General features: G+C 70.5%; 30 protein-coding genes and 1 pseudogene. 12 read left to right on the plus strand and 19 right to left on the minus strand.

Annotated elements, in window-relative coordinates; genetic code table 11:
* Nucleotides 1-57: 57 nt before the first annotated feature.
* Nucleotides 58-1,029 carry a cation diffusion facilitator family transporter gene (locus tag ACWC09_RS08570; RefSeq protein ID WP_450849785.1) on the minus strand — a complete coding sequence of 324 codons (972 nt, stop codon included), beginning with the start codon at nt 1,027-1,029 and terminating at the stop codon, nt 58-60.
* 96 nt (nt 1,030-1,125) lie between these two features.
* Here ACWC09_RS08570 and ACWC09_RS08575 point away from each other — a divergent pair, with 96 nt between their 5' ends.
* Together ACWC09_RS08575 and ACWC09_RS08580 are read left to right on the plus strand one after the other, a co-directional pair.
* Nucleotides 1,126-2,139: a glutathione S-transferase family protein gene (locus tag ACWC09_RS08575; protein ID WP_450849786.1), complete on the plus strand. Its 1,014-nt coding sequence runs from the start codon at nt 1,126-1,128 to the stop codon at nt 2,137-2,139.
* Nucleotides 2,140-2,181: 42 nt separating this feature from the next.
* The gene (locus tag ACWC09_RS08580) at nt 2,182-2,490 is read left to right on the plus strand and encodes a DUF4235 domain-containing protein (RefSeq protein ID WP_450849787.1); all 309 of its coding nucleotides are present in this window, start codon (nt 2,182-2,184) and stop codon (nt 2,488-2,490) included.
* 87 nt (nt 2,491-2,577) lie between these two features.
* Here ACWC09_RS08580 and ACWC09_RS08585 read toward each other — a convergent pair whose 3' ends face one another.
* Together ACWC09_RS08585 and ACWC09_RS08590 are read right to left on the minus strand one after the other, a co-directional pair.
* Nucleotides 2,578-2,970, minus strand: coding sequence for a VOC family protein (locus ACWC09_RS08585; RefSeq protein WP_450849788.1), 393 nt, complete (start codon nt 2,968-2,970; stop codon nt 2,578-2,580).
* A 77-nt stretch (nt 2,971-3,047) separates the two neighbouring features.
* On the minus strand, nt 3,048-3,512 hold the full coding sequence (locus ACWC09_RS08590) for a pyridoxamine 5'-phosphate oxidase family protein (RefSeq protein WP_450849789.1): 465 nt from the start codon (nt 3,510-3,512) through the stop codon (nt 3,048-3,050).
* A 522-nt stretch (nt 3,513-4,034) separates the two neighbouring features.
* On the opposite strand from ACWC09_RS08590, the gene ACWC09_RS08595 reads away from it, so the two are divergent.
* The gene (locus ACWC09_RS08595; protein ID WP_450849790.1) at nt 4,035-5,765 is read left to right on the plus strand and encodes a hypothetical protein; all 1,731 of its coding nucleotides are present in this window, start codon (nt 4,035-4,037) and stop codon (nt 5,763-5,765) included.
* Between the two features lie 75 nt (nt 5,766-5,840).
* On the opposite strand, the gene ACWC09_RS08600 is transcribed toward ACWC09_RS08595, so the two are convergent.
* Genes ACWC09_RS08600 through ACWC09_RS08620 form a run of 5 tightly spaced genes read right to left on the minus strand, consistent with a single transcriptional unit; the run spans nt 5,841 to nt 10,178 of the window.
* Nucleotides 5,841-7,088, minus strand: a complete 1,248-nt coding sequence (locus tag ACWC09_RS08600; protein WP_450849791.1) for a cytochrome P450 — start codon at nt 7,086-7,088, stop codon at nt 5,841-5,843.
* Nucleotides 7,085-7,690: a GTP-binding protein gene (locus ACWC09_RS08605; protein WP_450849792.1), complete on the minus strand. Its 606-nt coding sequence runs from the start codon at nt 7,688-7,690 to the stop codon at nt 7,085-7,087. The genes ACWC09_RS08600 and ACWC09_RS08605 overlap by 4 nt, the downstream gene beginning before the upstream one ends.
* Complete coding sequence (locus tag ACWC09_RS08610; protein WP_450849793.1) at nt 7,671-8,042, minus strand: DUF742 domain-containing protein; 372 nt, start codon at nt 8,040-8,042, stop codon at nt 7,671-7,673. Before ACWC09_RS08610 ends, ACWC09_RS08605 begins: the two co-directional genes overlap by 20 nt.
* On the minus strand, nt 8,039-8,449 hold the full coding sequence (locus tag ACWC09_RS08615; RefSeq protein WP_450849794.1) for a roadblock/LC7 domain-containing protein: 411 nt from the start codon (nt 8,447-8,449) through the stop codon (nt 8,039-8,041). The genes ACWC09_RS08610 and ACWC09_RS08615 overlap by 4 nt, the downstream gene beginning before the upstream one ends.
* A 4-nt stretch (nt 8,450-8,453) precedes the next feature.
* On the minus strand, nt 8,454-10,178 hold the full coding sequence (locus ACWC09_RS08620) for an ATP-binding protein (RefSeq protein WP_450849795.1): 1,725 nt from the start codon (nt 10,176-10,178) through the stop codon (nt 8,454-8,456).
* Nucleotides 10,179-10,670: 492 nt separating this feature from the next.
* Between ACWC09_RS08620 and ACWC09_RS08625 the strand changes: the two genes are divergently transcribed.
* Both ACWC09_RS08625 and ACWC09_RS08630 read left to right on the plus strand, forming a co-directional pair.
* Nucleotides 10,671-11,033: a DUF1304 domain-containing protein gene (locus tag ACWC09_RS08625; protein WP_450849796.1), complete on the plus strand. Its 363-nt coding sequence runs from the start codon at nt 10,671-10,673 to the stop codon at nt 11,031-11,033.
* Nucleotides 11,030-11,593 carry a TetR/AcrR family transcriptional regulator gene (locus ACWC09_RS08630; RefSeq protein WP_450849797.1) on the plus strand — a complete coding sequence of 188 codons (564 nt, stop codon included), beginning with the start codon at nt 11,030-11,032 and terminating at the stop codon, nt 11,591-11,593. The genes ACWC09_RS08625 and ACWC09_RS08630 overlap by 4 nt, the downstream gene beginning before the upstream one ends.
* A gap of 7 nt (nt 11,594-11,600) precedes the next feature.
* Here ACWC09_RS08630 and ACWC09_RS08635 read toward each other — a convergent pair whose 3' ends face one another.
* On the minus strand, nt 11,601-12,443 hold the full coding sequence (locus ACWC09_RS08635) for a hypothetical protein (protein ID WP_450849798.1): 843 nt from the start codon (nt 12,441-12,443) through the stop codon (nt 11,601-11,603).
* Between the two features lie 245 nt (nt 12,444-12,688).
* Complete coding sequence (locus tag ACWC09_RS08640) at nt 12,689-13,648, minus strand: GlxA family transcriptional regulator (RefSeq protein WP_450849799.1); 960 nt, start codon at nt 13,646-13,648, stop codon at nt 12,689-12,691.
* Nucleotides 13,649-13,719: 71 nt separating this feature from the next.
* Here ACWC09_RS08640 and ACWC09_RS08645 point away from each other — a divergent pair, with 71 nt between their 5' ends.
* The gene (locus ACWC09_RS08645; RefSeq protein WP_450849800.1) at nt 13,720-14,670 is read left to right on the plus strand and encodes an NADP-dependent oxidoreductase; all 951 of its coding nucleotides are present in this window, start codon (nt 13,720-13,722) and stop codon (nt 14,668-14,670) included.
* Between the two features lies 1 nt (nt 14,671).
* Here ACWC09_RS08645 and ACWC09_RS08650 read toward each other — a convergent pair whose 3' ends face one another.
* On the minus strand, nt 14,672-15,778 hold the full coding sequence (locus ACWC09_RS08650) for an NAD(P)-dependent alcohol dehydrogenase (protein WP_450849801.1): 1,107 nt from the start codon (nt 15,776-15,778) through the stop codon (nt 14,672-14,674).
* A 46-nt stretch (nt 15,779-15,824) separates the two neighbouring features.
* The gene (locus ACWC09_RS08655) at nt 15,825-17,279 is read right to left on the minus strand and encodes an aldehyde dehydrogenase family protein (RefSeq protein WP_450849802.1); all 1,455 of its coding nucleotides are present in this window, start codon (nt 17,277-17,279) and stop codon (nt 15,825-15,827) included.
* A gap of 103 nt (nt 17,280-17,382) precedes the next feature.
* On the opposite strand from ACWC09_RS08655, the gene ACWC09_RS08660 reads away from it, so the two are divergent.
* Nucleotides 17,383-17,820 (plus strand): MarR family winged helix-turn-helix transcriptional regulator, encoded by a 438-nt coding sequence (locus tag ACWC09_RS08660; RefSeq protein WP_450849803.1) that lies wholly within the window; start codon nt 17,383-17,385, stop codon nt 17,818-17,820.
* Between the two features lie 239 nt (nt 17,821-18,059).
* Nucleotides 18,060-18,440: an anti-sigma factor antagonist gene (locus ACWC09_RS08665; protein WP_450849804.1), complete on the plus strand. Its 381-nt coding sequence runs from the start codon at nt 18,060-18,062 to the stop codon at nt 18,438-18,440.
* Between the two features lie 44 nt (nt 18,441-18,484).
* Here the strand turns inward: ACWC09_RS08665 and tuf are convergent, their stop codons facing one another.
* Both tuf and ACWC09_RS08675 read right to left on the minus strand, forming a co-directional pair.
* A complete protein-coding gene (gene tuf / locus ACWC09_RS08670; RefSeq protein WP_450849805.1) occupies nt 18,485-19,678 on the minus strand; it encodes an elongation factor Tu in 1,194 nt (397 codons plus the stop codon).
* Between the two features lie 54 nt (nt 19,679-19,732).
* Nucleotides 19,733-20,686: a ribose-phosphate diphosphokinase gene (locus ACWC09_RS08675; protein ID WP_450849806.1), complete on the minus strand. Its 954-nt coding sequence runs from the start codon at nt 20,684-20,686 to the stop codon at nt 19,733-19,735.
* A gap of 191 nt (nt 20,687-20,877) precedes the next feature.
* Here ACWC09_RS08675 and otr(A) point away from each other — a divergent pair, with 191 nt between their 5' ends.
* A complete protein-coding gene (gene otr(A), locus ACWC09_RS08680; RefSeq protein ID WP_450849807.1) occupies nt 20,878-22,743 on the plus strand; it encodes a tetracycline resistance ribosomal protection protein Otr(A) in 1,866 nt (621 codons plus the stop codon).
* Here the strand turns inward: otr(A) and ACWC09_RS08685 are convergent.
* Nucleotides 22,740-22,955: a hypothetical protein gene (locus tag ACWC09_RS08685; RefSeq protein WP_450849808.1), complete on the minus strand. Its 216-nt coding sequence runs from the start codon at nt 22,953-22,955 to the stop codon at nt 22,740-22,742. The two genes, otr(A) and ACWC09_RS08685, sit on opposite strands and share 4 nt — an antisense overlap.
* A 207-nt stretch (nt 22,956-23,162) precedes the next feature.
* On the opposite strand from ACWC09_RS08685, the gene ACWC09_RS08690 reads away from it, so the two are divergent.
* A complete protein-coding gene (locus tag ACWC09_RS08690) occupies nt 23,163-23,825 on the plus strand; it encodes a DUF4230 domain-containing protein (RefSeq protein WP_450849809.1) in 663 nt (220 codons plus the stop codon).
* Here the strand turns inward: ACWC09_RS08690 and ACWC09_RS08695 are convergent, their stop codons facing one another.
* From ACWC09_RS08695 to ACWC09_RS08705, 3 genes are all read right to left on the minus strand, one after another.
* Nucleotides 23,826-24,278 carry a hypothetical protein gene (locus ACWC09_RS08695; protein WP_450849810.1) on the minus strand — a complete coding sequence of 151 codons (453 nt, stop codon included), beginning with the start codon at nt 24,276-24,278 and terminating at the stop codon, nt 23,826-23,828.
* A gap of 110 nt (nt 24,279-24,388) precedes the next feature.
* The gene (locus ACWC09_RS08700) at nt 24,389-24,841 is read right to left on the minus strand and encodes an MrpF/PhaF family protein (RefSeq protein WP_450849811.1); all 453 of its coding nucleotides are present in this window, start codon (nt 24,839-24,841) and stop codon (nt 24,389-24,391) included.
* Nucleotides 24,838-25,020 (minus strand): hypothetical protein, encoded by a 183-nt coding sequence (locus ACWC09_RS08705; RefSeq protein ID WP_450849812.1) that lies wholly within the window; start codon nt 25,018-25,020, stop codon nt 24,838-24,840. Before ACWC09_RS08705 ends, ACWC09_RS08700 begins: the two co-directional genes overlap by 4 nt.
* Nucleotides 25,021-25,172: 152 nt before the next feature.
* Between ACWC09_RS08705 and ACWC09_RS08710 the strand changes: the two genes are divergently transcribed.
* Entirely contained in the window at nt 25,173-25,901 is a 729-nt protein-coding gene (locus ACWC09_RS08710) for a VanZ family protein (protein WP_450849813.1), read from the plus strand.
* Between the two features lie 63 nt (nt 25,902-25,964).
* Nucleotides 25,965-26,324, plus strand: a pseudogene (locus tag ACWC09_RS08715) (family 16 glycosylhydrolase); the annotation flags it as partial.
* A gap of 115 nt (nt 26,325-26,439) precedes the next feature.
* Here ACWC09_RS08715 and ACWC09_RS08720 read toward each other — a convergent pair.
* Nucleotides 26,440-26,676 (minus strand): hypothetical protein, encoded by a 237-nt coding sequence (locus tag ACWC09_RS08720; protein ID WP_450849814.1) that lies wholly within the window; start codon nt 26,674-26,676, stop codon nt 26,440-26,442.
* Nucleotides 26,677-26,774 lie beyond the last annotated feature (98 nt).

Below are 26,774 nucleotides of genomic sequence, written 5' to 3' on the forward strand. Positions count from 1 at the left end.
TCGGAAAAAATCTTCGTTCAGGTACGCATGAACCCGATCGGCCCGGGCACGCGTGCGTCAGGCCCCGCCGCGCTCCCCCGTCGCGGCGGGGCTTTCTCGTGCCTCACGCGCGGGCCGGTCGGTGATGTCGAGGAAGATCTGATCCGCCTCGGAGACGGCATTCGAGACGGCCCGCTTGATCCGGTCGGCGACCTCCTCGACCCGCTCGCTGTCCAGGCCCGGCACCAGGTCGACACGGGCTGCCACCAGGGCCTGGTCAAGGCCCGTCTTCATGGTGAACAGCGCCTCCACGCTGTCGATCTCGGGCTGCTCCTCCAGCAGGGCCTGGATCCGGTCGGCCGCCGCCGGGTCGGCCGCCTCGCCGATGAGCTGGTCGCGGGCCTCGCTGCCCAGGTGATAGGCGATGAAGACGAGCAGCGCTCCGATCGCGATCGAGGCCGACGCCTCGTACACCACCTGGCCGGTGACCATGTGCAGGGCCATGCCGACGGCGGCCAGGGTCACGCCGAGCACCGCCGTGCCGTCCTCGGCGACCACCGTGCGCAGCGCCGGGTCGCGCAGGCCGCCCTGCCTGCGCACCTGGTGCAGGGCCCGCAGCAGCGAGACGCCCTCGGCGACGAAGGCCACGCCGAGCACGATCAGGCCGACCACATAGCCGCTGGTCTTCTCCTCGGCGCCGTTCCGCAGGGCCTCGAAGCCCTGGAAGAAGGAGAAGCAGCCGCCCATGACGAAGATGCCCACGGCCGCGAGGAGGGACCAGAAGAAGCGTTCCTTGCCGTAGCCGAAGGGGTGCCGCTGGTCGGCCGGGCGGCGGCTGCGGCGCAGGGCGGCCAGCAGGAACACCTCGTTCATGCTGTCCGCCACGGAGTGCGCCGCCTCCGACAGCAGGGCCGGTGACCCCGCGACCAGTCCGCCGACGGCCTTGGCCGCCGCGATGACCAGATTCGCCACGAGCGCCACCAGCACAGTGACGCGTGTCCGCCGGTCGGCCTTCTTGTCCGAGGTTGTCTCCGAGGATGTCCCGCTCACCCTCGCCGACTGCCCCTCACCGGTCGGCTCACACCGTGCGGGGTACGGAATTCGGGGAACGCGGTTGTCAGGGCACACGCATCGCAGGGAGGAACCATGGGCGGCGGGGGAAACGACACGTACGGCAGGAAGGCGTTCAAGCGGTCCAAGAGCCACTTCACGGACCGGATCACCAGGGACGGGCGGGACGGCTGGCCGGTGGAGGCGGGCCGATACCGGCTGGTGGTGAGCCGTGCCTGTCCATGGGCGAGCCGGGCAGTGATCTCGCGGCGGCTGCTGGGCCTGGAGGACGCGCTGTCGATGGCGATCGCCGACCCGATCCAGGACGACCGCAGCTGGCGCTTCACCCTCGACCCGGACGACCGCGACCCGGTCCTCGGCATCCGCTACCTCGGCGAGGCCTACGACAGGCGGGAGACCGACTACCCGGGCGGGGTGAGTGTGCCCGCGATCGTCGACATACCCAGCGGGGAGCTGGTCACCAACGACTACCAGCGGCTCACCCTCGACCTCGCCACCGAGTGGACCGCCCTGCATCGCGAGGGGGCGCCCGACCTGTACCCGCACGCCCTGCGCGACGAGATCGACACGGTGATGGCGGACGTCTACGAGGACGTCAACAACGGTGTGTACCGGGCGGGCTTCGCCACGGACCAGGAGGAGTACGAGGCCGCGTGCGCCGGGGTCTTCCGGCGGCTGGAACTGCTCGTTCCGCGGCTGGAGCGGCAGCGCTATCTCGTCGGTGACACGATCACCGAGGCGGATGTCCGGCTGTTCACCACGCTGGTGCGCTTCGACGCCGTCTACCACGGCCACTTCAAGTGCAACCGGTGGAAGCTGGCGGAGAACCCGGTGCTGTGGGCGTACGCCCGCGATCTCTACCAGACGCCCGGCTTCGGTGACACCGTCGACTTCGACCACATCAAACGGCACTACTACCAGGTCCACACCGGCATCAACCCGACCCGTATCGTGCCGCTCGGGCCGGACCTGTCCGGCTGGCTCGCGCCTCATCACCGCGAGGAGCTGGGCGGGCGGCCGTTCGGCGACGGGACGGCGCCCGGCCCGGTGCCGGCGGGTGAGGAGGTCCCGGCGCGGGGGCGCCCCTGATCGACCGACTGAGCGACTGGACTGTGCGACCGAGGAGGCCACATGGCCAAGACCAAGAAGAAGAAGCTGAAACTGCCCCTCGCCTACAAGCCGTTGGGGTTCGCGATGGGCTGGCTGAGCGGGGCCGTCGCGGGGATCGCCTTCCGCAGGACATGGATGGCGATCCGGCACGAGGAGGACGCGCCCGACGCGCTGGACCGGGACCGCGGCTGGGGAGAGATCCTGCTGGCCGCCGCGGTCCAGGGCGCCATCTTCGCCGTCGTGCGCAGCGCGGTGGACCGCGGCGGCGCGAAGGCCATCGAGCGCTCGACGGGCGTCTGGCCGACCTCCGATCCGGAGGGCCGGGACTGACGGCCAGGGGGTGTCCGGCGAATCGGGCCGGCTGCCGGGCAGTTGTGCCCCGGACGCCGAGCCGATCCGCCGGACACCCCCTGGGGCTCAGCCCTGTTTGGGTGCCGTCGGTGTGGTGCGGCGCAGAGTGAAGGAGTGGCCGGCCGGGTCGGCGTAGCCGCGCTGTTCGAACGGGCCGGACGCGTCCTTCGTCTCCAGCGGGCGTCCGCCGAGCTCCACCACCTTGCGCTCCACCGCGTCCAGGTCCGCCACGACGAAGTCCAGGTGGACCTGGAGGGAGTTCTCGGGGCGTGGCCAGCTCGGTGGGGTCGCGTTCACGTCGCGGCGGAAGGCCAGGCGGGTGCCCTCGGCGCCCCTGATCTCCACGCGGTTGGCGGTCGCGTCCGTCTCCTCGGCCTCCAACAGCTCCTTGTAGAACACGGCGAGCTTCTCGGGCTCGGCGCAGTCGAGCACCAAGAAGCCCGCTTCAACGAGCGGCATGTCTCCTCCGAACGGTCCGGGGCGCGGGGCTTGTACCCCGCCGCCCTGTACCTCACGGATATCCCCGTCCGGCCGATTCAGTCGGCGACCAGCCACTTCCCGTCCCGCATCAGCTCCCGCCCGTCGAGCTCGTCGGCCTCCCGCCAGGCCTGGATCCGGCGCGGCCGCACCCTGAAGTACAGGTAGGGCGTGGCCAGTTGACGCGGGTCGAACCCGGTGCGGGCCGCGAAGAGGTCGCCCTCCTCGCCCGACAGTTCGGCGGGGGCGAGGGCGTCGACGGCGCCCTCGACGAGTACGACGTCACGGGTCTCGCCGATGCCCAGACGCGTCCTGCCGGTCGTCCTCGGACTGCGTCCCGTGGGGCTCGCGGCCGGCGTGGCCGGCAGCAGCGTCTCGCCGTCCCAGCGGAACGACAGCGGCACGAGGTACGGCGCTCCCCCGTCGCCGTCGGCGCTGGCGACCCAGGCGTCGACGTCGTGCTCGAGACGGTGCAGGGTGTCCCGCCTGCGCTGTTCGGGCGTACGTGCGAGCGGTGGGGTCATCGTCGGGCAGCCTCCGGATGGACGCCGTATCAACAGGCCTGTCGCCAGCGGACGTTGGCGGTGCGAACCGCGCGACACGCGACCCTACCTGGCGCGACGTCATCTCGTGTATCACGCACCGGACGCGGCGACACGCCGGTGCTCTGTGCGCCCACGGAGACCCCTGACACAGGCGGCGGGCGCGCGAGTATACGCAGCTCAAGCGGCATGTGCAGTAACCCAGATCACGACCAGGTCACGGTGTAGATCATTTACGCTCTGGGCAGCCTCGTACCGCTTCTCGGTTCAACTTTCGACCCCCAAAGCCCAGTTCGAGTGCGCGGGGGCCGTCTCGACGGCCGCCTGTTTCGCAGGGCCGGAGGGACCCTGCGGTTCGTCTCCCGAAAGGAAGCGCATGCCTCAGGACGTCACGCTCGTCCTCCCCCCGGCAGGCGAAGGTACAGAAGATCCCCCGACACGACCGGCCCACAGCCGCGGTCGATCGATTCCGTTGTCATGACCACAGCTTGTAGGGAGACCGGTGTGAAATTCAGAATCGCAGGTGCTGTTCCGGCGACGTCCGCCGACAACCCGCTCCCGGCGCAGCCGAGCGCCCAGCTCCAGCCCACGGAGGCGGGGAACACCCTGGCCCGCCTCATGGTGAAACGCGTCCAAGGGAGCACGGAGCCGTACCGGAGGTCCCAGAACGCCGCTCGGCAGCGGCTGGACGCACTGGGCTCCCCTCACTCCGGCACCACGCTGCGTGTGGAGGGAGCCCTCCACCTGGCGCAGCCCGCGTTCCTCCCGCCCGACGAGGAGGGCTACGCCAGGTTGAAACGGCTCGACACCGGCCTGCGCATGATCGAAGCGGCCTTCCCCCAGGTCAGCACCGATATCGAGATCTGCCGACTGACCTGCACGATGCTCGAAGGGGCCTGGCGGACCCGGGCACTCGCCCCGCCGCGCGCAGGGGAGCGGACACCCGCCTGCACTTGCCCGCTGTGCCGTCTCCTGCCCACGCCCCCTGCGCGCACGCTGGACGACTACGGCTGGCGGCAGAGCGCCGGTCGTCCCCTCACGGTCAAGACCTGGCCGTACCGCGAGGAACTCGACAGCGTCCTGACCGCCGGTTGGTCCTATGCGCGGTGGCTGAACGACCACGAACGAGACCTCGGCCTCCGCCACCAGTTCGAGGACGACATCCTCGTCTTCCACGAATACAAGCGCGTGATCGACACCATCGACACCGCACAGGTCACCCAACTCGTAGAAGGCCGCCTGGCCGAGAGTTTCAGCACCAACAGCGCACGGGCCCTGGTCTGCGGACTCTACGCAGCCCACAAGCGTTCCGCCGACGAGTACTGGCTCCAACAACACCACGCGGGCAGCGTCACGCTGCCCCAGACCAACCCGCTCAGCCAGAGCACCTACTCAGTCCTGCAGATGCTGGACTGCCTGTTCTGGCACGTCTCGCCCGACACCGAACTCTGGCAGGAGGAGCACCTGGCCTCCCTGCTGCTGTGCCGCGCAATCGACGACATGGCCGACGTGCGAGTCGACTCGCTCACCGGCGAGATCAGCAACTTCTGGCTCGCCGACATACCCACCCACACCAAGGCCCTCTACGCCGCCTGCACCATCGCCCTGATCAAGTACGGCTGCACGCCCGAGGCACATTCCTCGATGTGGAACACCTGGCTGATGCCCAGCACCATCGTCTGGATGGGGCTCACGGGCCGCCACGCCCTGTGGTTCGACGGCATCACCCAGGACCTCCTACCGGCCGAGGACTGCCCGCTCTGCGACCTGCAGCCCAACGCATGCACCGGCATCCTCACCCACGGCACCGACCTCACCATCGCCCCGCGGCCCACCGCACCCGCACTGAGCACCCGGACCGCCGAGCTGTCCGCACTCTGCCGAGCCCAATTCCCCCGGATCTGGGCCCTCTTCGACGGCGAGCTCCATGCCTTCGAAGCACTGCACGGTCCCTGGCAGGGCAACATCGACAGGACATGGGAGATCCTGCGCCGCACCTACCTCGCCGCCGTGGAGGCATCCATGGCGGCACCGTCCCCGGACCGCGCTCGTCAGGTCCAACAGGACGCCGGCGCAGTCGGATCCGAGTACTTCTACACCATGTTCGACCCGCAGACCGGGAGGGAGGACACCGCACTGCTCGCCTACATGTTCGGCTGCGCCCACCCGCATTTCATCTGGAACGCCACGGGACACCGTCCCACGAGCGTCACGGGCGACTGGCTCGACGGCTGAGGAACGACCGGCCGGCCGCCGTATGCGCGGGACGACGCTGCTGCCCGGCCGGAAACCGGCCGGGCAGCAGCGCGCTCACACCGGGAACTCGACCGGCAGCCTGTCCAGCCGGGACTCCCAGGTGGAGGCGGTCGACGTGAGCTCATCCGCCGACACGGCCAGCCGCAGGCCCGGCAGCCGGTGCAGCAGGACGTCCACCGCGATCTCGATCATGGACTGCCCCATGCTCTGCCCGGGGCACTCATGAGGGCCCGAACCGAATGCCAGGTGCGCCTTGTTGCCCTCGACCGAGACACCCGGGTCGGGCCGGACCTCGGGGTCGAGGTTGCCCGGGGCCAGACCGAGAACGAGCAGGTCGCCCCCCTCGATGCGGTGCCCGCCCAGTTCGACGTCGCCGGCGGCGAAGCGCCCCGGCAGGACGGTCAGCGGCGGAGAGTTCCACATGGCTTCCTCCATCACCGCCGAGATGTTCAGCTGACCGCCGATCAGCCCGGAGAGCCGGGAGGTGTCGGTCAGGACCAGCCGCAGCACCCGGGCCAGCAGGTTGGTCGTGACGGCCGCGGCGATCATCACCATGCGCAGGTGGTCGACGACCTCGTCGTGGTCGAGAGCCGCGTGATGCCCCAGCAGGTCGCTGGCGAGGTCGGAGCCGGGTTCGGACTGTCTGCGCGCGACGAGTTCACGAAGGATCTCCCTGATCACGCCGTCGTGCACCAGGGCTTCCGCGCCGCCCCTGAGCACCCCCGCGCAGGCCTCGACCAGCCGGCGCCCCTGTGCCTCGGCGAGCCCCAGCACGCGGCTCATCACGAGCATCGGCACATAGTCGGCGTAGTCCGCCACCAGATCGGCGCGGCCGTCGGCCGCGAACCCGTCGATCTGCTTGTTGGCGAAGTGCGTGGCGTGGCGCCGGATACCGCGGCCGACAGCGGCCTGCAGCACATCGCTGACGGCGCCGCGCAGCCTGCGGTGCGGCTCGCCGTCCTGGGACACACAGTCAGGACGCCAGGCGAGCATCGGAATCAGCGCAGAGGTCTCCGCGATCCGTCCTTCCCGCCAGTCCCGCCAGGTCCGCGCGTCCCGGGGGAACTGGCTGGGATTGTCGAGCACCCGCCGGCTGTCTCGGTAACCCAGCACCAGCCAGGCCGGAACGTCGCCCTCCAGCAGCACCGGTGCGACGGAGCCGTGCTCCTTGCGCAGCCGCTCGTAGATGGCCTGCGGGTCAGTGGCCGCGTCCGGGCCGTACAACCGCGTGAGTTCTGCCCCGCCGTGCGCGACGGGGCACCCGCGGGGCGCGTCGGGACCGTTTAAAGTCTGGTCGTTCATCGGGGCTCCAGTGCGACGGGGGAGCGATCCTTCAAGTGACGTATCAGCGCGACGAGCACGTCACGGCTGGAGGCCCGGTCGCGGGCGTCGCAGGCCACGACCGGGATGTTCTCGGGGATGTCGAGGGCGTCGCGGATCTCCTCGACCGGGTAGTCCTCGGAGTCGGGGAACACATTCAGCGCGACGACGAACGGGACGTTCTGCCGCTCCATCTCCTCGATGGCACGGAAGCTGGAGGCAAGGCGCCGGGTGTCGACCAGGACGACCGCGCCGAGCGCGCCCTTGAACAGGCCGTTCCACAGGAACCAGAACCGTTCCTGCCCCGGCGTACCGAAGAGGTACAGCATCAGGCTGTCATTGAGGCCGATCTTGCCGAAGTCCAGGCTGACGGTGGTCTCCGTCTTGTCCGCGACGCCGATGAGGTGGTCGACGTCGGCGCTGGCCTGGGTGAGCGTCTCCTCGGTGGTCAGCGGCTTGATGTCGCTGACCGAGCGGACCATGGTGGTCTTCCCGGTGCCGAAGCCGCCGGCGATCATCACCTTCACCGAGCGGGTGCCGCCCCCGCCGGGGCGGCCGGGATGGTCAAAGCCGTTCAAGTCCACTGAGTACCTCCTCAAGGAGCGCGAGGTCGGGCCCGCGGCCGGCGCCGTGCGCCGGGATGGGGTCACGGGCTTCGACGCGGCCTGCCTCGAGCAGATCCGCCAGCAGCACCGCAAGAATGTTGAAGGGCAATCCGAGGTGGGCACCGAGTTCGGCCACCGACAGCGGATCGCGGCAGCGCCGGAGGATGTCCTCGTGCTCGTGCTGCAGGCCCGGTACGGGGGCGGTCATGGAGACGATGAGGGTCGCCACGTCGAGACTCGACGCCGAACCGCCCGGTCCGCTGCGCCCCCCGGTGAGGACGTAGTAGCGCTCGAGACCGGACGGGTCCGTGGGCCGGCGGGGAGCACTCATCCAGAGTGCTCCTCCTGGCGCGGAGTGGTGCCGAGGAGCTCGCCCATCCTGCGGGCCAGATCCCTCATCTGGTGTCCGAGCAGCCCCTGGTCGAGGCCTTCCCGGGCCAGCACACCGAGATAGGTCTCCACACCGGCCCGTACGACGAAGAGGTGTCCGCCGTCGACCTCGATCATCGCCAGCCTGAGCTGCCCCGCGTACTTGGGGAACTGCTCGGCTACCGGCTGGGCCAGCGCCTGCAGCCCGGCCACCACGGCCGCGAACCGGTCGACGTCGTCGGGATCTTCGGCACCAAAGGAGGTGATGGCCTTGCCGTCGCTGGAGGCCACGAGGGCGAATCGGATCTCCGGGATGGACTCCACCAGATCACGGAGCGCCCAGCTCACGTCGGTTCCCTGTTGCGTCATGGGACTAGTCGCTCTCTTCATTGTGGTGCTCGGCGGATCCGCGTCCGGCAGGTGCGGTCTCCTCCTCGGTGGACTCCTCACCGACCTCCCGGCCGGCCGTGGCGAAGGCGGCCAGACCGGCGAACGAAGCGTCCGGTGGGACGGCGGCGACGCTCGACTCCTCGGTCCGCTCCGGGCGTTCGGCCGGCTCGTGCCGCACCGTCTCGTTCCGTCTGCTGCGGCGCCGGGGCAGTCCGCCGGGCGTGGTGTCCACTGCCTCGCCGGGCTCGGCCACCCGTTCGGCGGCGGCCACCGTGCGCACCGGGGCGGGCTCGGCGGGCTGCACCGCCGGGGTCGCGGCGGAGGCCGAGGCGGCGGCGGGCAGCGGGCTGAAGTACTTGTGCGGAACCACCACAACCACCGAAGTGCCGAGCCAGGGCGAGTCCGCGAAGGTGACGCGAATGCCGTAGCGGCGGGCGAGGGCGCCGACGACGCGCAGGCCGATGTTGGCGTCCTCGGAGATGCCGCCGATGCCCGGTCCGGTCGCGGCGCCGGTCAGGGCGTCCTCGGCGTCGCGCTTCTTCTCGTCACTCAGGCCCTTGCCGGAGTCCTGGATCTCGATGCCGACGCCGTTGGGCACCTCCTTGCCGGAGACGAGCACGGGCTCGCTGGGCGGCGAGTAGCGGGCCGCGTTGTCCAGCAGCTGCGCGAAGATCAGCGTCAGGTGGTCCACCAGACCACCGTCGACGCCGAGTTCGGGCAGGTGGCGGATCTCGACGCGGTGGAAGTCCTTGATCCGGCCCACGCCGCCGCGCACCACGCTGAGCAGACGCTGCGGTTCCTGCCACTGCCGTCCCGGCCGGTCCGAGCCGCCGAGCACGCCGATGCTCGCGGCGAGCGAGTCGGCGGGGCCCAGCTCCTGGTCCAGCTCCATCAGACCGCGCGCCACGGCGGGCAGCCGGCCGTGCTCGCCCTGCATCTCGTGCAGACGGCCGCGGAGCTTGCTGGTCAGCACGTGGATACGGTTGCCGATGCTGATGACGGCCTGTTCGGCGGAGGTCGACCGGTTGAACTCCTCCTCCACACCGATCAGCGCGGTCCTGAGCACCTTGCGCAGTTCGGCCTGCAGGTCGGCGCTGACCTTGGCGCACTGGCCCACCTCGGGCAGCAGGTCGTCGATGGCGTCACCGGCGCGCAGCTGCTTCAGCGCGTCGGGCAGCTGCTCGTTCGCGAGCCGGGCCACCGCGTCATGCTGGTGCGCGAGCTGCTCCTGCCAGACCTCGGCCTGGTCGGCGAGCTGGGCCTCGTACGACTTCACCTGGGCGGCGATTCGCTCCTCGAAGGAGCGTGCCTGCTCGGCCAGTTGGGCCTCGTACGTCGCACTCTGTTCCGCCATCTGCGCCTCGTAGGCACCGGAGTGCTCGGTGAGCTGAGCCTCCAGGGAGGCGCGCTCGGCGGTGAACTTCCGTTCCAGTCCCGCCACATGCTGCTGCCACTGCTGCGAGTGCTCGGCCTGCGTCGTGCGGAAGGAACCCTCGGAGCGGCTCAGCTGGGTGCGGGTGCGGATCAGCAGCCGTACGCAGACGGCGCTCGCGGCCGTTGCCGCGACGCCCGCGACACCAGCGGCTATTCGGTCGGAGCTCATGAACGTGGCGGCAACCGTCCCGCCTCCTAAGGCCAGCGGCATCAACCACCAGCTGTACCAGGCGACAGGGGCCCGCGCCGCCGGCGGCGGGGTGGCGAGTTCCATCTGCATCCTTACAAGCAACACGATCGAACAGGGGGAGTGTGCAAGGGGGGGAGCGCAATGATGCGGACGCACGACGAGACGACCGATCGCGATCGATTCAACTCGCGGCGCCGAACGGGAGCTTATCGGGTTTGAGGCGGAAAGGATCAACCTCGACCGACAGGCGAAAGTGAGGATTCCGTCACTCTCAGCCAGGGCTGACGCCTTGTCACTCGCCGACAACCGGAATGTCTACGCCTGTCCGCCAGTGACAAGTCACGCACGACGACGGGGACGGTCCGGTCAACACGCTGCCACCAAAACCGCACAACCACGACCTGTTCGGCCGCCGACTGCACGATCCGGTGACCCCGTTCGAAATGCAACTCGCCCTGCACGCAATGGAGTTGTGCCGGGGTTCGGCGACGGTCGGCCGACCGTCGCGTACGCGGTGGCACTTCATGGACAGCTGTCCAGCTATAGTGGACACCTGTCTATGAAATGGAGCTCGGCATGGAAGCGGTCGCGAATGTTCTGGTCGGCCTGGTGGCCGTCCTGCACGCGTACATCCTCGTGATGGAGATGTTCCTGTGGCAGAAGAAGCCCGGGAAGGCGCTGCACGGCTTCGACCCGGAGATGGCGCGGGCGACCGCTCCCATGGCCGCCAACCAGGGGCTCTACAACGGGTTTCTGGCGGCCGGTCTGGTCTGGGGGCTGATCGCGGCGGACCCGACGGGCTACCGTGCCCAGGTGTTCTTCCTCTCCTGTGTCGTGGTCGCGGGCGTCTACGGCGCCGCCACCGCCAACCGCCGCATCCTCTTCGCCCAGGCCCTGCCCGGCGCGCTCGCCCTGGCCGCCGTCCTGATCGCGCAGTGACCCGTCCCGCACCGGAGGACCCCAGGGCCGCACGCACCCGGGCGCGGTTGCGGGAGGCGCTGCTCGCGGAGTGCGCCGAGCGGCCGCTCGCGGAGGTGGGCGTGGCGGCGCTGGTGCGGCGGGCGGGGGTCGGGCGGGCCACGTTCTACGTCCACTACGACGGCCTGGAGGCGCTGGCGGTCGACGCGTGCGCGGACGTCGTACGGGAGGCCGTGGAGGCGCTGCACTCCTGGTCGGGCCGGCCCGACCCGGTGCACGCCCCGCCCGCGCTGGCCGAGTTCTTCGCCTCGCTCGCCCCGCACTCCGGCCTGTACCGCGCACTGCTGACCCCGGGCGGCGGCGGGCCCCTCGGCCGGGTCCTGCACCGGGACCTGCGCGCGTACAGCCTCCGCGAGCGTCAGCGCGCGGGCGCGGCGGACGCCCCGCTGGTGGCCTCGGCGGTGGCCGCCACCTTCGGCGGGGTGCTGGCCGACTGGCTGCACGGGCTGCTGGAGGGCGACGCGACCCACATCGCCGACGAGGTCTGGCAGTTGCTGGTCGCCCTGCACGCAAGCCGGTGACGGCCGTTCACCGGCAGCCGATGCCGTCCTTCACGCGCGGCCAGACCTCCACGCCGTGGGGTGTGCGGACGTAGGCCTTCGAGGTGTCGCTCGTCAGCCACAGCCGCCAGTCCTTGTAGCGGTATCCGGTGTCGTGGGCGTCGGCGGGCATCCGGACGTCACCGTCGTACGGGGCGAGGAGCGCGTCGGCCAGGACTCCGTCGGGATCCCGGGCGTACAGCTTGTCCTCCCCCAGCGTCAGGAAGTGCGCACTCTGCCAGCCGCAGTGCTCCGGGCCGACACTGCTGGTCAGCTTGGTGATCGGCACCCGCTTGCCGTCCTGGCCGGTCCAGATCTCGTACCGCTGTGTGTCGGTGAAGCTCGCCGGGAGTTCGGAAGGGTCGCAGGACGCGCTGGTCTCCGGTCCCCAACCCGGCCTGTTCTTCTGGTCCCTGGCCACGATGACGGCGACCTTGGTCCTGCCGTCCACGTCGAAGGAGTACAGGACGCGGTCGGCTTCCCGACGCTCGACGCGATAGCCGTAGTGGGGCACGTCGGGCTGCTCGATGTCGAAGTACGCCTGGAGCCCCTCCTCGGGGGTCGCGCCTCCGTCGCCCCGGCTCCACGGGTCGCTCCGGCCGCCCGAGTAGATCTCCCCGTCGCACTCCAGCGCCCGGCCGGCGGCACCGGACTCGATGCGGGTGGCCCGGGTGCTGTGCTCGTCGAGGTTCTTCGTGGGGACGTACAGCGGGCCGCTGTAGGCCGCCGCGGGCGGGCTGCCGGCGACGACCAGGTCCTGGGCCTGCCGCGTGCCGCACGCCACCGCCGCCGAGGCGACCAGCGCCGTCGTCACCGCGAGTTTTGCGCGCATCCTCCACCCCTGTTCCGCTCGCTGCTTCCGGTCCTCCGACGCACCGGCGGCGCGAAACGTTCGGGGCCAGGGCCTGTTGCGAAAGTCCCGTCGTCCGCCCGTAGGGCGGGTGCCTGCGGCGTCCGGTGCGTGCTCTCGGCGTGCCGGGTGCAGGCCCTCGTACTGGACGTACTTGGGCTTGTGCCGGGTGCGTCGAGAGCGCGTGCCGGGCGTCGCGGGGCAGGCGGGACTCTCGCAACAGGCCCCTAGCGGGCCGCTGTCCGGAAGGTGCGCCGGTAGGTCTGTGGCGAGACCCCGATCGCCGCATGCAGGTGCTGGCGCAGGGAGGCACCCGTGGCGAAGCCGACATGGCCGGCGATCTGGTCGACGGAGAGGTCGCTGGACTCCAGGAGATGCCGGGCGCGGGCGACGCGCTGCTGGACGATCCAGCGGCCGGGGCTCATGCCGACCTCGTCGTTGAAGCGACGGACGAAGGTGCGCAGGCTCATCCGGGCGTGCCCTGCGAGGTCGGCCAGGGAGAGGGGGTCGTCGAGGCGCTCCAGGGCCCACGCGCGCGTGGCGGCCGTTCCGGCGGCGCCGCTCTCGGGGACCGGCTGCTCGATGTACTGGGCCTGGCCGCCGTCCCGGAAGGGCGGTACGACACAGCGGCGGGCCACCGCGTTGGCGAGCTCGCTGCCGTGGTCGGTGCGGACGAGGTGCAGGCAGATGTCGACGCCGGAGGCGGCGCCGGCCGAGGTGAGGATGCGGCCGTCGTCGACGAAGAGGACGTCCGGGTCGAGGTCGATGTGCGGGTAGCGGCGCCGGAAGGCGTCGGCGACCTGCCAGTGCGTGGTGGCCTTCCGGCCGTCGAGCAGGCCCGCCGCGGCGAGGACGAAGGCGGCGGTGCAGATGGAGACGACGCGGGCGTCCGGGCGGATGCGGGCGAGGGCGGCGGCGAGCTCCGGGGGCAGTTCGGTGGGGATGTGCGCGGGCGTCACGGAGGCGACGACCACCGTGTCGGCCGTCTCCATGATCTCGGGTCCGTGCTCGACACCGATCGTGAAGTCGGCGCTGGTGCGGACCGGTTGGCCGTCGACGCTGCACGTCAGCACCTCGTAGCGGCCGTCCGCCGCGCCGAAGATCCGGCTGGGCATGCCCAGCTCGAAGGGGTACACGCCGTCCAGGGCCAGTACGACGACCCGGTGCACATCTCGTTCACCACGCATGGCATGATTCTATCGAAGGTTGGCAATCGTGCCATTTCCCGATGCGGCCGACCCCGGCAGGCTGGTTCACCATGAGCACTGTGAACACGATGCGAGCCATCAGCCAGGACGTTCTCGGCGGTCCCGAGGTCCTCAAGCAGGTAGAGCTGCCGCGCCCCGAGCCGCGGACGAACGAGGTGCTGGTCCGGGTGCGTGCCGCCGGCGTCAACCCGACCGACTGGAAGCACCGCGCGACCGGCGGGTTCCTGGGCGAGCCGCCCTTCGTCCTGGGCTGGGACGTCTCCGGCACGGTCGAGGCGGTCGGCGTCGGCGTCGCCCGCTTCCAGCCCGGCGACGAGGTCTTCGGCATGCTGTCGTACCCGTACGGCCACGGCTCGCACGCCGAGTACGTCACCGGGCCGGCGCGCTGGTTCGCGCACAAGCCTGCCGCCATCGACCACGTCCGGGCGGGCGCCCTGCCGCTGGTGTCGCTGACGGCCTGGCAGGCGCTGGTCGAGTACGCGGACGTACAGCCCGGGCAGCGGGTGCTGATCCATGCGGCGGCCGGCGGCGTCGGGCATGTGGCCGTGCAGATCGCCAAGGCGCGGGGCGCGTATGTGATCGGCACGGCGAGCGCGGTCAAGCACGAGTTCCTGCGCGGGATCGGTGTCGACGAGACGATCGACTACCGGGAGACGGACTTCGCCGAGGCCGTGAAGGACGTGGACGTCGTCCTGGACACGATCGGCGGGGACACCTCGACGCGTTCGCTGCGCGTGCTGCGCCCGGGCGGACTCGTGGTGTCGATCCTGCCGGTGGGTTCGCGGGAGTTCCACGAGGAGGCCGAGCGGCTCGGTGTCCGGTCGCTGCGGATGCTGGTGGATGCCTCGCACAGCGGGATGGAGGCGATCGCGGCGCTGGTGGACGCGGGGAAGCTGAGCGCCACGATCGCCGGTACCTTCCCGTTGGCCGATGCCGCCGAGGCCCACAGGCTCGGCGACACCGGTCGGACCACGGGGAAGCTGGTCCTGACGGTCGACTGAGTCAGAACGTCAGCACGGGCTTGATGGCCTTGCCCGCGCCCATGTCCCGCACCGCCTGGTCGATGTCCGCGAACGGATAGGTGCTGATCAGGCGGTGCAGCGGCAGCCGTCCGTCCTTCACCAGCTGAACGAGGGACGGGATGAAGGACTGGGTCTCGGCGTCGCCCAGGGTGAGGCCGACGACCTGCTTGCCGCCGAGCAACCCGTTGACGTCCAGGGCGACTTCGGTGCCGAAGGGCGGGGCACCGACGACGACCAGGGTGCCGCGGGCGGCGAGCGCGTCGACGCCCTGGCGCAGGACGGAGACGTTGCCCGTGGTCTCCACGATGCCGTCCGCGCCCTGGCCACCCGTGATCGCGGCGAGGGCCTGGCCGAGGTCCTCCTGCCCCGAGTTCACGGTGTGGGTGGCGCCCAACTCCCGGGCCAGGGAGAGGCGTTCGCCGACGCGGTCGACGGCGACGATGGTCGTGGCGGAGGTCAGCGCGGCGGCCATGACCGCGGACAGACCGACGGCGCCGGCGCCGAGGACGACGATCGTGCTGCCCGCGGTCGGCTTCAGTACGTTCCACACGGCGCCGACCCCGGTCTGGACGCCGCAGCCCAGTGGGGCGATCGACTCCAGGGGGACGTCCGCGTCGACCTTGACGAGGCTGCGCTCGTCCACCAACGCCCGCTCGGCGAACGACGACTGACCGAAGAAGTGGCCGCCGAGCGGCGCGCCGTCCCGGCTGATGGTGCTGGTGCCATCGGCCCGCCGGCCGCCGATCAGGTTCAGCGGCAGCCAGGTGGCGCAGTAGGCCGGGTGACCGCCGTTGCAGTTGCGGCAGTCGCCGCACGAGGTGAAGGACAGCACGACGTGGTCGCCGGGCGCGATGCCGGTGACGGCCGAGCCGACGGCCTCGACGACGCCGGCGCCCTCGTGGCCCAGTACGCCCGGCAGCGGGAAGGGCAGGCCTCCGCTCGCGACACCGAGGTCGGTGTGGCACAGGCCGGTCGCCACCATGCGGACCACCGCCTCGTGCGCTCCTGGCTCGTCGAGCTCGACGTCGGCGAGGGTGAAGGGCGCTCCGCCGGACTCGACGACCGCGGCGCGGGTGGTGATGGACATCGTACGAACTCCCTTGATTCTTGGGCGCGTTGAGGATCAGCCGAGCTCAGTCGAGCGAGACGACGACGGACTTGACCTTGGTGTAGGCGGCGAGCCCCTCGGAGCCGTACTCGCGGCCGAAGCCGGAGTCCTTGACACCGCCGAAGGGCACCGCGGGGTCGAGCATGGCCCAGTCGTTGATCCAGACGATGCCGGCCTGGAGGCGGTCGGCGATGCGGTGGGCGCGGGCGAGGTTGGTGGTCTGGACGCCCGAAGCCAGGCCGTAGGGCGTGGAGTTGGCGAGCTCGATCGCCTCGTCCTCGGTGTCGAAGGGCTGCACGGTGAGGACGGGGCCGAAGATCTCCTCCTGGACGACCCGGGAGTCGTTCGAGAGGTCGGCGATGACCGTGGGCTTGTAGTAGTACCCACCGTCGAGGTCGAGCCGCTCGCCGCCGCAGACGATGCGGCCGCCCTCCTTGCGGGCGAGGTCGACGTACTCCTCGACCTTCTTCAGATGCTTCTCCCCGGCCATCGGGCCGACCACGGTCTCGGGGTTGCGCGGGTCACCGAGCGGGACGCCGGGCACGGCGTCGGCGAGGATGCCCAGCAGGGTGCTGTAGACCGGGCGGGACACGAGCAGGCGCGGGCCCCCCATGCAGAACTGGCCGGTGTTGAAGACGAACGCCTTGATGATCGCGCCGACCGCCTTCTCCAGGTCGGCGTCCTCGAAGACGATGTGGGCCGCGTTGCCGCCGAGCTCCATGGTGACGGGCTTGAGCGCCTCGCCGGCCACGCTCGCCACATGGCGGCCGATGGCGGTGGAGCCGGTGAAGGCGACCTTGTCGATGCCACGGTGGCGCAGGAGGGCCTCGCCGGTCACCGGGCCGGTGCCGGTGACGACGTTGATCACGCCGTCGGGGACGCCGGCCTTCTGGAAGAGGCGGGCCATGTAGAGCGCGCTGAGCGGGGTCTCGTCGGCGGGCTTGTGGACCACGGTGTTGCCGGCCGCGAGCGCCGGGCCGATCTTCGAACCCGCGAGGATCAGCGGGAAGTTGAAGGGCGTGATCGCGGCGACGACGCCGAGCGGCTCGCGCTTGACGTAGGCGAGGGCGTTCATGGGGGTGTCGCGGACGGAGCCGTCCAGGGAGTGCGCGAGGGCGGCGAAGTGCTCGTAGTCGTTGGCCGCGTTCATCACGTCGACGGCGTGACACAGCGAGATGGGCTTGCCGACGTCCAGGCTCTCCAGCCGGGCGATGTCGTCGGCGTTCTCCCGGATCAGGTCGGCGACGCGCTGCAGGATCCGGCCGCGCTCACGGCCGCTCAGCCCGGACCAGGTGCCGCTGTCGAAGGCCTCCCGTGCCGCGTGCACGGCGGCGTCCACGTCGGCGGCGCCCGCCTCCGCGACGGTGGTGACGACCGCGCCCCGGGACGGGTCGACCACCTCGGTGCGCGCTCCGTCGGCGGCGTCGCGCCACTGCCCCCCGATGAACAGCCGTCCGGGTTCGATCTCGAAGGTGGTCATCACCGCTCCTCAGCCTCTTCGCTAAGATTTCAACTAACAGGATTCCTGTTGGTCCGCAGTTTCATTACAGACAGGTTTCCTGTCAATGGTCTACGCTGGATTCATGCTCGACACCCAGGCGACCAAGGCGCCCCCGTCTCTGCTCTATATGGTGAAACAGGTGGAGCTCGTCGTCCGTTCCCACCTGGACGAGCTGGTCAGGCCGTCCGGGATCACGGCGCTGCAGTACACGGCCCTCACCGTGCTGGAGCGCCACGACGGGCTGTCGGCCGCCCAGCTCGCCCGGGACTCGTTCGTCACCGCGCAGTCCATCGCCGATCTCGTACGGTCACTGGAGGGGCGCGGACTGGTACGCCGGGAGCGCAATCCACAGAGCCGCAGGGAGCTGCTGATCCTGCTGACCGAGGCGGGCCGGGAACTGCTCGAACAGCACGCGGAGCCGGTGCGGGAGCTGGAGGAACGGATGGTCCGGGATCTCACGGCACACCAGACCGAGCAGTTCCGGCAGGCACTCACCAAGGCATGGCACGCACTGTCGTAGCTCCGCCACACCCGCCCCGGGAGCAGTCCTCAGCGACCTGTGTCGCAATTCGAAGACATATGTCAATCGAACATGCTCAAATTCACTCCATCGAGGGTAACTTGCAGGGCGGGGAACGGATTTGCGCTCACTCGGGACCCGGGGACACGTCTGCACTCGTACGCTCGCTGCACGATGTCACCCCGGCCCCCGGTGATCTGCGATCGCCACGGACGGAGCAGGTGGGAGGCGATGTCGTCGTGCAGCAGGAACCTGCGCCGCCGACCCGGCATCTGCGCGTCCGGCAGGACCGCGGCCACATGGTGTTGGAGTTCCGCGGCGAGATCGACATCGCGGCCGCCATGGAGATCGCCCCCTGTCTGGACCGGGTGACGGCACACCCCGACGTCCGACTGGTGATCGACCTCCGGCACGTCGACTTCTTCGACTGCTCCGGGCTGCGCCTGCTGTACCGGGCCCGTGCGCGGGTCCTGGACCAGGGCGGGGAGCTGCGGCTGGTGTGCACGCACCCGCTCACGCTGCGCATCATGCGGGTCACCGGGCTGGCCCGGCTGCTGCCCGCGCACGCGACGCTGGACGCGGCCCTGGGCCAGCCAGAGGCCACGTCCGGCTCGTTATGAGGCTCGCTTCGAGGACTTTTCTGACGCCCTTGGCTTGACGCCCGCTACCTGAGAATCTTCGTCACCTGGCCGGCCCCGACCGTCCGGCCGCCCTCGCGGATCGCGAACTTCAGGCCCTCCTCCATGGCGATGGGCTGGATCAGCACGACATGCATGCTGGTGTTGTCGCCCGGCATGACCATCTCGGTGCCCTTCGGCAGCGTCACCACGCCCGTGACGTCGGTCGTGCGGAAATAGAACTGCGGGCGGTAGTTGTCGAAGAACGGTGTGTGCCGGCCGCCCTCGTCCTTGGACAGGATGTACGCCTGCCCCTCGAACTCGGTGTGCGGGGTGACCGTGCCGGGCTTGATGACGACCTGCCCGCGCTCCACGTCCTCCCGCTTGACGCCGCGCAGCAGCAGACCGACGTTCTCTCCGGCCCGGCCCTCGTCGAGCAGCTTGCGGAACATCTCGATGCCGGTGACGGTCGTCCTGGTCTTCGTCTCGTGGATGCCGATGATCTCGACCTCGTGGTTGACGTGCAGCACCCCGCGCTCGATACGGCCGGTGACGACCGTGCCGCGGCCGGTGATGGTGAAGACGTCCTCGATCGGCATGAGGAACGGCTTGTCCACGTCCCGCTGGGGTTCCGGGACCGCCGTGTCCACGGCGTCGAGCAGGTCGAGCACCGACTGGGCCCACTGCTCGTCGCCCTCCAGGGCCTTGAGCGCGGAGACCTTGACCACCGGGACGTCGTCGCCGGGGAACTCGTACTCGGTGAGCAGCTCGCGCACCTCCAGCTCCACGAGCTCCAGGATCTCCTCGTCGTCCACCATGTCGGTCTTGTTGAGGGCCACGACGATGTACGGCACGCCCACCTGCCGGGCCAGCAGGACATGCTCCTTGGTCTGCGGCATCGGGCCGTCCGTGGCGGCGACGACCAGGATCGCACCGTCCATCTGGGCCGCGCCCGTGATCATGTTCTTGATGTAGTCGGCGTGGCCGGGGCAGTCGACATGCGCGTAGTGCCTGCGCTCGGTCTGGTACTCGACGTGGGCGATCGAGATCGTGATGCCGCGCTGCCGCTCCTCGGGAGCCTTGTCGATCTGGTCGAACGGCGTGAACGGGTTCAGGTCGGGGAACCTGTCGTGCAACACCTTGGTGATGGCCGCCGTGAGCGTGGTCTTCCCGTGGTCGATGTGACCGATGGTCCCGATGTTCACGTGCGGCTTGGTCCGCTCGAACTTCGCCTTCGCCACTGCGACCCCTCCTGAGCATCCCTGTGATGCCGAGCGTTGCTCGCTACCTCATGTCTATTCGCTTCGCGACGCGTCGAACAGGGCGCTGACGGACTCACCGTTGTGAATGCGGCGTACCGCCTCGGCGAGCGCCGGGGCGATGGAGAGGACCCGCAGCTTCTCGGTGCGCTCCTCCTCCCGGACCGGCACGGTGTTGGTGCACACGATCTCCAGTACGTCGGGCTGCTCGCCGATCCGCTTGAGCGCCCCGTCCGCGAACAGACCGTGCGTGCACGCCACCCGGATCGAGCGCGGACCCAACTCGCGCAGCCGCTCCAGGAGTTCGAGGACCGTGCTGCCCTTGGCGATCTCGTCGTCGAGCACGATGACATCGCGGCCGGCGACCTCGCCGATCACCGAGCTGATGGAGACCCGGTCGTCCGCGAACCGCTGCTTGGCACCCGCCGCCACCTGCGCGCCGAGCATCCGCGCGAACGCGGCCGCCTCCTTGGCGTTGCCGAGGTCCGGCGAGACGACGGTGGTGCGGGACAGGTCGTACTGCCGGAAGTACGCGGCGAGTTCGCGCCGGGCGTGCAGATGGTCGACCGGCACCGAGAAGAAGCCGTGCACCTGCGGCGAGTGCAGCGTCATGGTGAGGACGCGGCTCGCACCCGCCGCCACCATGAGGTCCGCGACGAGCCGCCCGCCCAGCGAGATGCGGGGCGCGTCCTTCTTGTCGGAGCGGGCGTAGGAGTAGTGGGGCATGACGACGGCGATCCGCGCCGCCGACGCCCCGCGCGCCGCGTCGCACATCAGCAGCAGCTCGACGAGGTGCTCCTGGACCGGCCGGACCAGCGGCTGGATCAGGAAGACGTCCCGTTCCCGGCAGTTGGCCTCCAGCTGCACTTCCAGGCAGTCGTTCGCGAACCGGCTGACACGAGTGGGGCTGAGCGGGACGCCGAGATGGGCACAGACCTCGGCGGCCAGGTCGGGGTGGGCACTGCCGCTGAACACGGAGATGTCTCGCACGATCCGCTCCTCGCATGATCATGACCGGGTGCCTCATGCTACTGACGCCGAAATTCGGTTGCGCCATGCGCCCCGTCCGGCGCCATCATGGCGGCGACCGCGTTCCCACGCCTCAGGAGACCTCATGCGCCGACTCCTCGGAATCTCCCAGCGCCCCTTCCGGACCGCGATTCCCGAGGACTCGACCCCGCATGCACACCCTGAACATCGGCATTCTCGCCCACGTCGACGCAGGTAAGACCAGCCTCACCGAGCGGCTGCTGTTCGACCACGGGGCGATCGACCGGCTCGGCAGCGTCGACGCCGGTGACACCCGTACGGACGACGGCGAGATCGAGCGGCAGCGCGGCATCACCATCCGCTCGGCCGTCGCCTCCTTCACGGCCGGCGACACCCGGATCAACCTCATCGACACCCCTGGTCACTCGGACTTCATCGCCGAGGTCGAGCGCGCCCTGGAGGTCCTCGACGGCGCGGTGCTGCTGCTGTCCGCCGTGGAGGGCGTGCAGGCGCAGACGCGGGTGCTGATGCGGACCTTGCGGCGACTGCGTCTGCCCACCCTGGTCTTCGTCAACAAGGTCGACCGCGCGGGCGCCCGCTCCGAGTCCCTGCTCGCCGACATCCGACGGAAGCTGACCCCGTGTGTCGCCCCGCTCGCGGACGTGACGGCCCTCGGCACGCCCGACGCCCGCGTGACGCCCCGCCCGGCCGGGGACCCGCAGCTGGCGGAGGCGCTCGCCGAGGTGGACCCAAACATCCTCGCGGCGCTGGTGGACGGCCCCGAACCGACGCCGGACGACCTGCGCAAGGCACTGGCCGAGCGCACCGCCGACGGCTCCTTCCACCCCGTCCACTTCGGCTCGGCCCTCGGCGGCCAGGGCGTCGCCGAGCTCGTCGAGGGCCTGGTCCGGCTGATCCCGCCCGCGCCGGCCACCGGCAGCGGCGAACCGCGCGGCACGGTGTTCGCCGTCAGGCCCGGACCGGGCGGCGAACGGACCGCGTATCTGCGGTTGTACGACGGTGAGGTGACGCCCCGTCAGCGTCTGACGTTCCTGCGACGCGAGGCCGACGGCCGGACCACCGAGGTCGCCGGACGCGCGAACCGCCTCGATGTGATCGGTCGCGACGTCACCCTCACCGCCGGGAACATCGCGGCGATCACCGGCATCGGCGCGGTCCGTGTCGGCGACCGGCTCGGTGATCCCCCCTCCGACCGCACACCACAGTTCGCCCCGCCGACGCTGGAGACGCTGGTCCGCTCCCGCCGCCCCGAACACGCGGCGCCCCTCCGCACGGCCCTCCTCACGCTCGCCGACCAGGACCCGCTGATCCACGCCCGGCCCGCCGCCGGAGGTGTCACGACCCTGCTCCTGTACGGCGAGGTCCAGATGGAGGTGCTCGCGGCGACGCTCGCGCAGGACTTCGGCATCGAGGCGGACTTCGAGCCGGGGAGGGTGCGGTTCCTGGAGCGTCCGCGCGGACGGGGCGAGGCCTGCGCGGAGATGCCGTGGCACCTCGGCACCCGTTACTGGGCGACGATCGGGCTGCGGGTCGAGCCGGGGCCGCGTGGCTCCGGCGGGGTGTTCACGTACGACACGGAACTCGGCGCACTCCCCCGCGCCTTCCACCAGGCCGTCGAGGACTCCGTGCACATGAGCATGCTGAGCGGGCTGTCCGGTGCGCCGGTGACGGACTACCGGGTCACGCTGGTCCGGTCCGGCTTCAGCTCCGTCATGAGCACCGCCGCCCACTTCCGCGGGCTGACACCGATCGTGCTGCACCGGGCCCTGGAGCAGGCGAGGACCAGACTGTACGAGCCTTGTCATGCCTTCGAGACGGAGGTTCCGCTCGACGCCCTCACCCCGGTCACGGCCCACCTCGCCTTGCTCGGAGCGGAGTTCACCGGCACGACGGGTGGGTCGACCACCTGGCTGGTCACCGGCGAGCTGCCCGCCCGGCGGGTGCGCGAGGTCGAGCTGCGGCTGCCGGGGCTGACGCACGGTGAGGGGGTGTGGTGGTCACGGCCTGCGGGAGACCGGGAACTGCGCCCTCACTAGCGGGTGAACCCCTCGATGATGTCGGCGGGTTGCTTCTGTCCCGCGTAGGCGTCGAGGAGCGCGTCCACGACCGAGGCCACCCAGTGCCGCCGGCGGGAGATCGCGCGGGGCGTGAAGGCCCGCCGCACCGTGCCGCGCAGCCGCTGGTGCGGCTCGCCGTCCGGGTCGACCATCCCGTTCGGGTCGTCCAGCAGGTTCGGCACCAGGAGCATCGGGGAGGTCGATGCGGTGCATGGGGCAGCGGGACCGGGACGTGCTGTCTGTACTCGTCCGGGACTCCAGGCGTGCCGGTACGGACAGTTCTCCCACGCCAGTGCGCCCCGCTTGCCCCCACCAGAGGCATCTTTCGGCCAACGAGGCGGTCTGCCAAGGGATTTGGCGGGCATTCGTTGAAGTAGTCAGGAAGGAGGAACGTCGCCATGACGACTCCCATCAGGCGCGTGTCCAGGCGCATGCCCGGCTGGGCGAAGGCGGTGAGCGCCGTCGTGCTGGTGCTCGTGGTGTTCTTCGCCGGGATCCGGCTGAGCGTGCTGCCGGGCCTCAAGGACCTGTTCGGCACCCAGACGCACGACCGCACGGGCCCCGCACTGCTCCAATCCATCCAGGACATGAGCCGTTACGACGCCGCCTCCGGCAACTTCCAGGTCGTCGTGGACCTGGAGAAGGACACCAAGTATCTGCCCGACGCGATCCGCGGCAGCCGCGTCCTGTACGTCGGGGCGGGCACCGTGGACGCCTATGTCGACCTGGGCAAGGTCGGCAAGGACGACGTGACGGTCAACGGCGACCGCACGTCCGCGGCCCTCCGGCTGCCGCACGCGGCGCTCGGCAAGCCGGCCCTCGACCCGGACCGCTCCTACGCGGTCTCCAAACAGCGCGGTCTCCTCGACCGTCTCGGCGACTTCTTCTCGGACAACCCGAACAGCGAACAGGCCGTGCAGAAGCTCGCCGTGAAGCACATCGGCGACGCCGCCAAGGACAGCGGGCTGACCAAGCGGGCCGAGACGAACACCACCGACATGCTCGAAGGCCTGCTGCACTCCCTCGGCTTCAAGGAGGTGCAGGTCTCCTACGGCAGCTGATCAGGTGCCCAGCACTCCCGGCAGGGCGAGTGCGCCGAGCAGGACGGCGCCGACCAGCACCCAGGTCACATAGTCCCCGACGTGCCCGGACTGCAGGCGCCGCAGCGGCAGCGCCCGGTCCGGGGCGGCGAGCAGCTTCGGGCGGGTGACGGCGAGGGCGGCGAGTCCGACGGCGAGCAGGGTCGACAGCAGGCCCAGCAGGATGCCGGCCGGGGTCCACCCCACGGAGTCGATCACACCGGCGGACCCGGCTTCGCCGACGGAGTGCGCGACCACGTCGGCGAAGCCCGGGGCCACTCCGACGGCGAGGGCCGCGGCGAGCAGCAGGACGTAGGTGCCGGCCTGGCAGACGGAGAGGCAGCCGACGGCATGGATCAGGTTGCGGCTGGTGGCGAGGCCGTAGCAGCCGACCAGGAAGACCCATGCGGCGACCAGATAGGGCAGCATGTTCATGGACGACGCCCAGGACGGAGAGGACGAGGGCCTGGCGCACGGGGTCGCGGGTCGCGACCGCCAGGGTCGCCGCGGCCGCGGCCAGCAGCAGCGCGACGGCGATCGACGCGTCAGCCACGGCGCACCCCCGGGAATCCGCCGGACAGGGCGCGCGAGGCGAGAAGGTTTCCGCTGATCAGCAGTGCGCCGATCACCAGCAGTTTGACCATGGCCCGCCCGGGTCCGGTGGCCACGCACAGCGCGATCACGGCGACCGCGCCCAGGCCGGCCACGGCCCAGGTCAGGCCCCGGGCGCGCGGCGGGTCCGCGGCGAGCTCGTCCGCGAGCAGCCGGGCGAAGACCAGGGTGCCGACCGGGCCGAGCAGGGCGAGGACGAGGCCCAGGTCGACGTAGGAGGGGCGGTCGTAGGCCTGGGAGAGGAGCAGCAGACCGGGGCAGGCGAGGGCGGTGGACAGGTTCTGGGCGACCACCCGGCGCCGCAGCGGGCCGGTGGCCACGCCCCACACGGCCGTGCCCAGTCCGCCGCCGAGCAGGACGGTCACGGCCGGCGTCCAGCCGTTCACCGTCCGGTCACCGCCCGTCGCGCGGCTCCGGCGGTGAGGGCGCCCACGCCGGCGGCGGCCGCGCCGACCACGCGCTCCAGCGTGTCGACCGTGCTGATGAGGACCAGCCACAGCAGGGCGAGCGCGGCCCACCAGGCCAGCACCTCGGACGTGGCGAGGAGTGCCGTACGCCGGTTCACGGGCCGCCACCTCCTCTCACCGCCCGGAGTGCCCCCGCAGCGGGGAGGAAAACAGCGCACCGCGCCAACCGGAACGGCGCCACGGCGGCATCCTCGGCGGCTGAGCGGGTAACCGGCTTACAACGCAGGGAAGTTGAAGACTGGAGGACCGAATGGCCCGTGCAGCCTTGCGACCGCGTTCAGCGTTTCGCCTGCGTACGACCAAGACCGAGAAGACTGACAAAACCGACAAAAATGAGAAAACGGGGAAAGCCGAGAAAACAGGGAAGGCGGGGAAGGCGGGGAAAGCCGAGAAGAACGAGAAGAACGAGAAGAGCGGCAGGGCCGGGAAGGCCGGTCGCAGCTCGCGTCCGACCCCCCGCGAGCGGCATGTCCTGCCCATGCCGATCCGGCTGCTCGCGATGCTGTGCGCCTTCGGGTTCATGGTGGCGTTCGCCGTGGTGCTGGCCAAGCTGACCCTGGAGCCCTCCCCCGCGTCGGTGTCGATGGCGCACACCAATCTGCATCCGGGCAGCACGCTGCGGGCCTATCTGGACCAGCCGGGCCTGCGGGACGCCGTGAAGCAGATCGGCGGGAACGTGGTGCTGGGCATCCCCTTCGGCATCCTGGTGCCGGTCGTCGCGCCCCGGGCGCGTGGGCTGCTGAGGGTGCTGCTGCTGACCGCCGCGGTGATGCTGCTGGTCGAGTTCGCCCAGGGCGCGCTGGTCGAGGGCCGCGCCTTCGACATCGACGACGTCATCCTCAACACCACGGGCGCGCTGATCGGCTATGTGCTGGTGGGGCGGCGGCTGTACCGGGCGGTGCACGCCAAGGAACGGGTGCCGCGCGAGTCCACGAAGAAGCCGGCGAAGCGGACGCCGAAGTGGACGAAGAGCGCCTAGTCGACTCACTTCACCTCCTGGCCTGCACCAAGTCATTGACGCTCGCCTTATCTCACTTCTTAAATCAAGAGGCCGCGCAGATGTCTGTTCGCCGCCCTGTCCGCCGTACTGGTCGCGTCGGTCGCGACCGGTGCGGCGCAGGCGGACCCGCCCGAGGCGGGTGCCGAGACCTTCTCGGACACCTTCGACGGGCCGGCCGGCGCCGCGGTCGACTCCTCGAAGCGGCAGGTCGGCCATCCGGTGATCACCGCCCGGGGCGAGAACCCGGCCAACTACCAATGCTGGTACGACACTTGGCCGGCCCTCTGGATGCTGGGCACTCCGGTCAACTGGCCGGACCAGGCCTTCACCGACGCCTTTCACACTTTCGCCGTGGACTGGGCCCCCGACTCGATCACCTGGTCCGTGGACGGCACCGTCCACGACTGCAACGGCACCGCCGCCAGCAGTGGACCGTCGGCGCGGACGGCGCCCTGCGCGCGCTGGGCAAGTGCCTGGCGGCCCCAACCAGAAGTGGACGGTCGGCTGAGTCGCCCGGCTAGCGCAGCTTCCAGGTGAACTTGTCGCCGCCCACCCAGCGCACCGCGTCCGGGTCGTCCAGGTCGTGGACGGTGATGCCGAACGCGGCGGCGGCCTCCAGGACGTCGGTGATGGCCCTGGCCTCGCCGACCACTTCGCCGTCGATCTCCACGATCCGGAACGGCGGTGTGCCCGGCTGCACTCCGAGCACGATGATCCGCGGGTGGGAGATGTAGGGAGCTGCTTGTTCGGTCATGTCATAAAGCGTAGGACTCATCCGTCCCACGCGGCGTGCCCCGTGTTCACCCGGCCGGGTTCTGCTTCGAGAACCGCGGCGCCGAGATCGGCGTGACC

This window comes from Streptomyces sp. NPDC001617 (genome assembly GCF_053596855.1).

Bases quoted from the DNA above. Each gene is read 5' to 3' on its own strand.
- ACWC09_RS08580 (WP_450849787.1), top strand. From the start codon at position 2,182: ATGGCCAAGACCAAGAAGAAGAAGCTGAAACTGCCCCTCGCCTACAAG.
- ACWC09_RS08635 (WP_450849798.1), bottom strand. From the start codon at position 12,443: ATGCGCGCAAAACTCGCGGTGACGACGGCGCTGGTCGCCTCGGCGGCG.
- ACWC09_RS08650 (WP_450849801.1), bottom strand. From the start codon at position 15,778: ATGTCCATCACCACCCGCGCCGCGGTCGTCGAGTCCGGCGGAGCGCCC.
- ACWC09_RS08620 (WP_450849795.1), bottom strand. From the start codon at position 10,178: ATGGAACTCGCCACCCCGCCGCCGGCGGCGCGGGCCCCTGTCGCCTGG.
- ACWC09_RS08695 (WP_450849810.1), bottom strand. From the start codon at position 24,278: ATGAACATGCTGCCCTATCTGGTCGCCGCATGGGTCTTCCTGGTCGGC.
- ACWC09_RS08625 (WP_450849796.1), top strand. From the start codon at position 10,671: ATGGAAGCGGTCGCGAATGTTCTGGTCGGCCTGGTGGCCGTCCTGCAC.
- ACWC09_RS08655 (WP_450849802.1), bottom strand. From the start codon at position 17,279: ATGACCACCTTCGAGATCGAACCCGGACGGCTGTTCATCGGGGGGCAG.
- ACWC09_RS08645 (WP_450849800.1), top strand. From the start codon at position 13,720: ATGAGCACTGTGAACACGATGCGAGCCATCAGCCAGGACGTTCTCGGC.
- ACWC09_RS08660 (WP_450849803.1), top strand. From the start codon at position 17,383: ATGCTCGACACCCAGGCGACCAAGGCGCCCCCGTCTCTGCTCTATATG.
- ACWC09_RS08710 (WP_450849813.1), top strand. From the start codon at position 25,173: ATGGCCCGTGCAGCCTTGCGACCGCGTTCAGCGTTTCGCCTGCGTACG.
- ACWC09_RS08590 (WP_450849789.1), bottom strand. From the start codon at position 3,512: ATGACCCCACCGCTCGCACGTACGCCCGAACAGCGCAGGCGGGACACC.
- ACWC09_RS08610 (WP_450849793.1), bottom strand. From the start codon at position 8,042: ATGAGTGCTCCCCGCCGGCCCACGGACCCGTCCGGTCTCGAGCGCTAC.
- ACWC09_RS08615 (WP_450849794.1), bottom strand. From the start codon at position 8,449: ATGACGCAACAGGGAACCGACGTGAGCTGGGCGCTCCGTGATCTGGTG.
- ACWC09_RS08690 (WP_450849809.1), top strand. From the start codon at position 23,163: ATGACGACTCCCATCAGGCGCGTGTCCAGGCGCATGCCCGGCTGGGCG.
- ACWC09_RS08600 (WP_450849791.1), bottom strand. From the start codon at position 7,088: ATGAACGACCAGACTTTAAACGGTCCCGACGCGCCCCGCGGGTGCCCC.
- ACWC09_RS08640 (WP_450849799.1), bottom strand. From the start codon at position 13,648: ATGCGTGGTGAACGAGATGTGCACCGGGTCGTCGTACTGGCCCTGGAC.
- ACWC09_RS08575 (WP_450849786.1), top strand. From the start codon at position 1,126: ATGGGCGGCGGGGGAAACGACACGTACGGCAGGAAGGCGTTCAAGCGG.
- ACWC09_RS08585 (WP_450849788.1), bottom strand. From the start codon at position 2,970: ATGCCGCTCGTTGAAGCGGGCTTCTTGGTGCTCGACTGCGCCGAGCCC.
- ACWC09_RS08685 (WP_450849808.1), bottom strand. From the start codon at position 22,955: ATGCTCCTGGTGCCGAACCTGCTGGACGACCCGAACGGGATGGTCGAC.
- ACWC09_RS08720 (WP_450849814.1), bottom strand. From the start codon at position 26,676: ATGACCGAACAAGCAGCTCCCTACATCTCCCACCCGCGGATCATCGTG.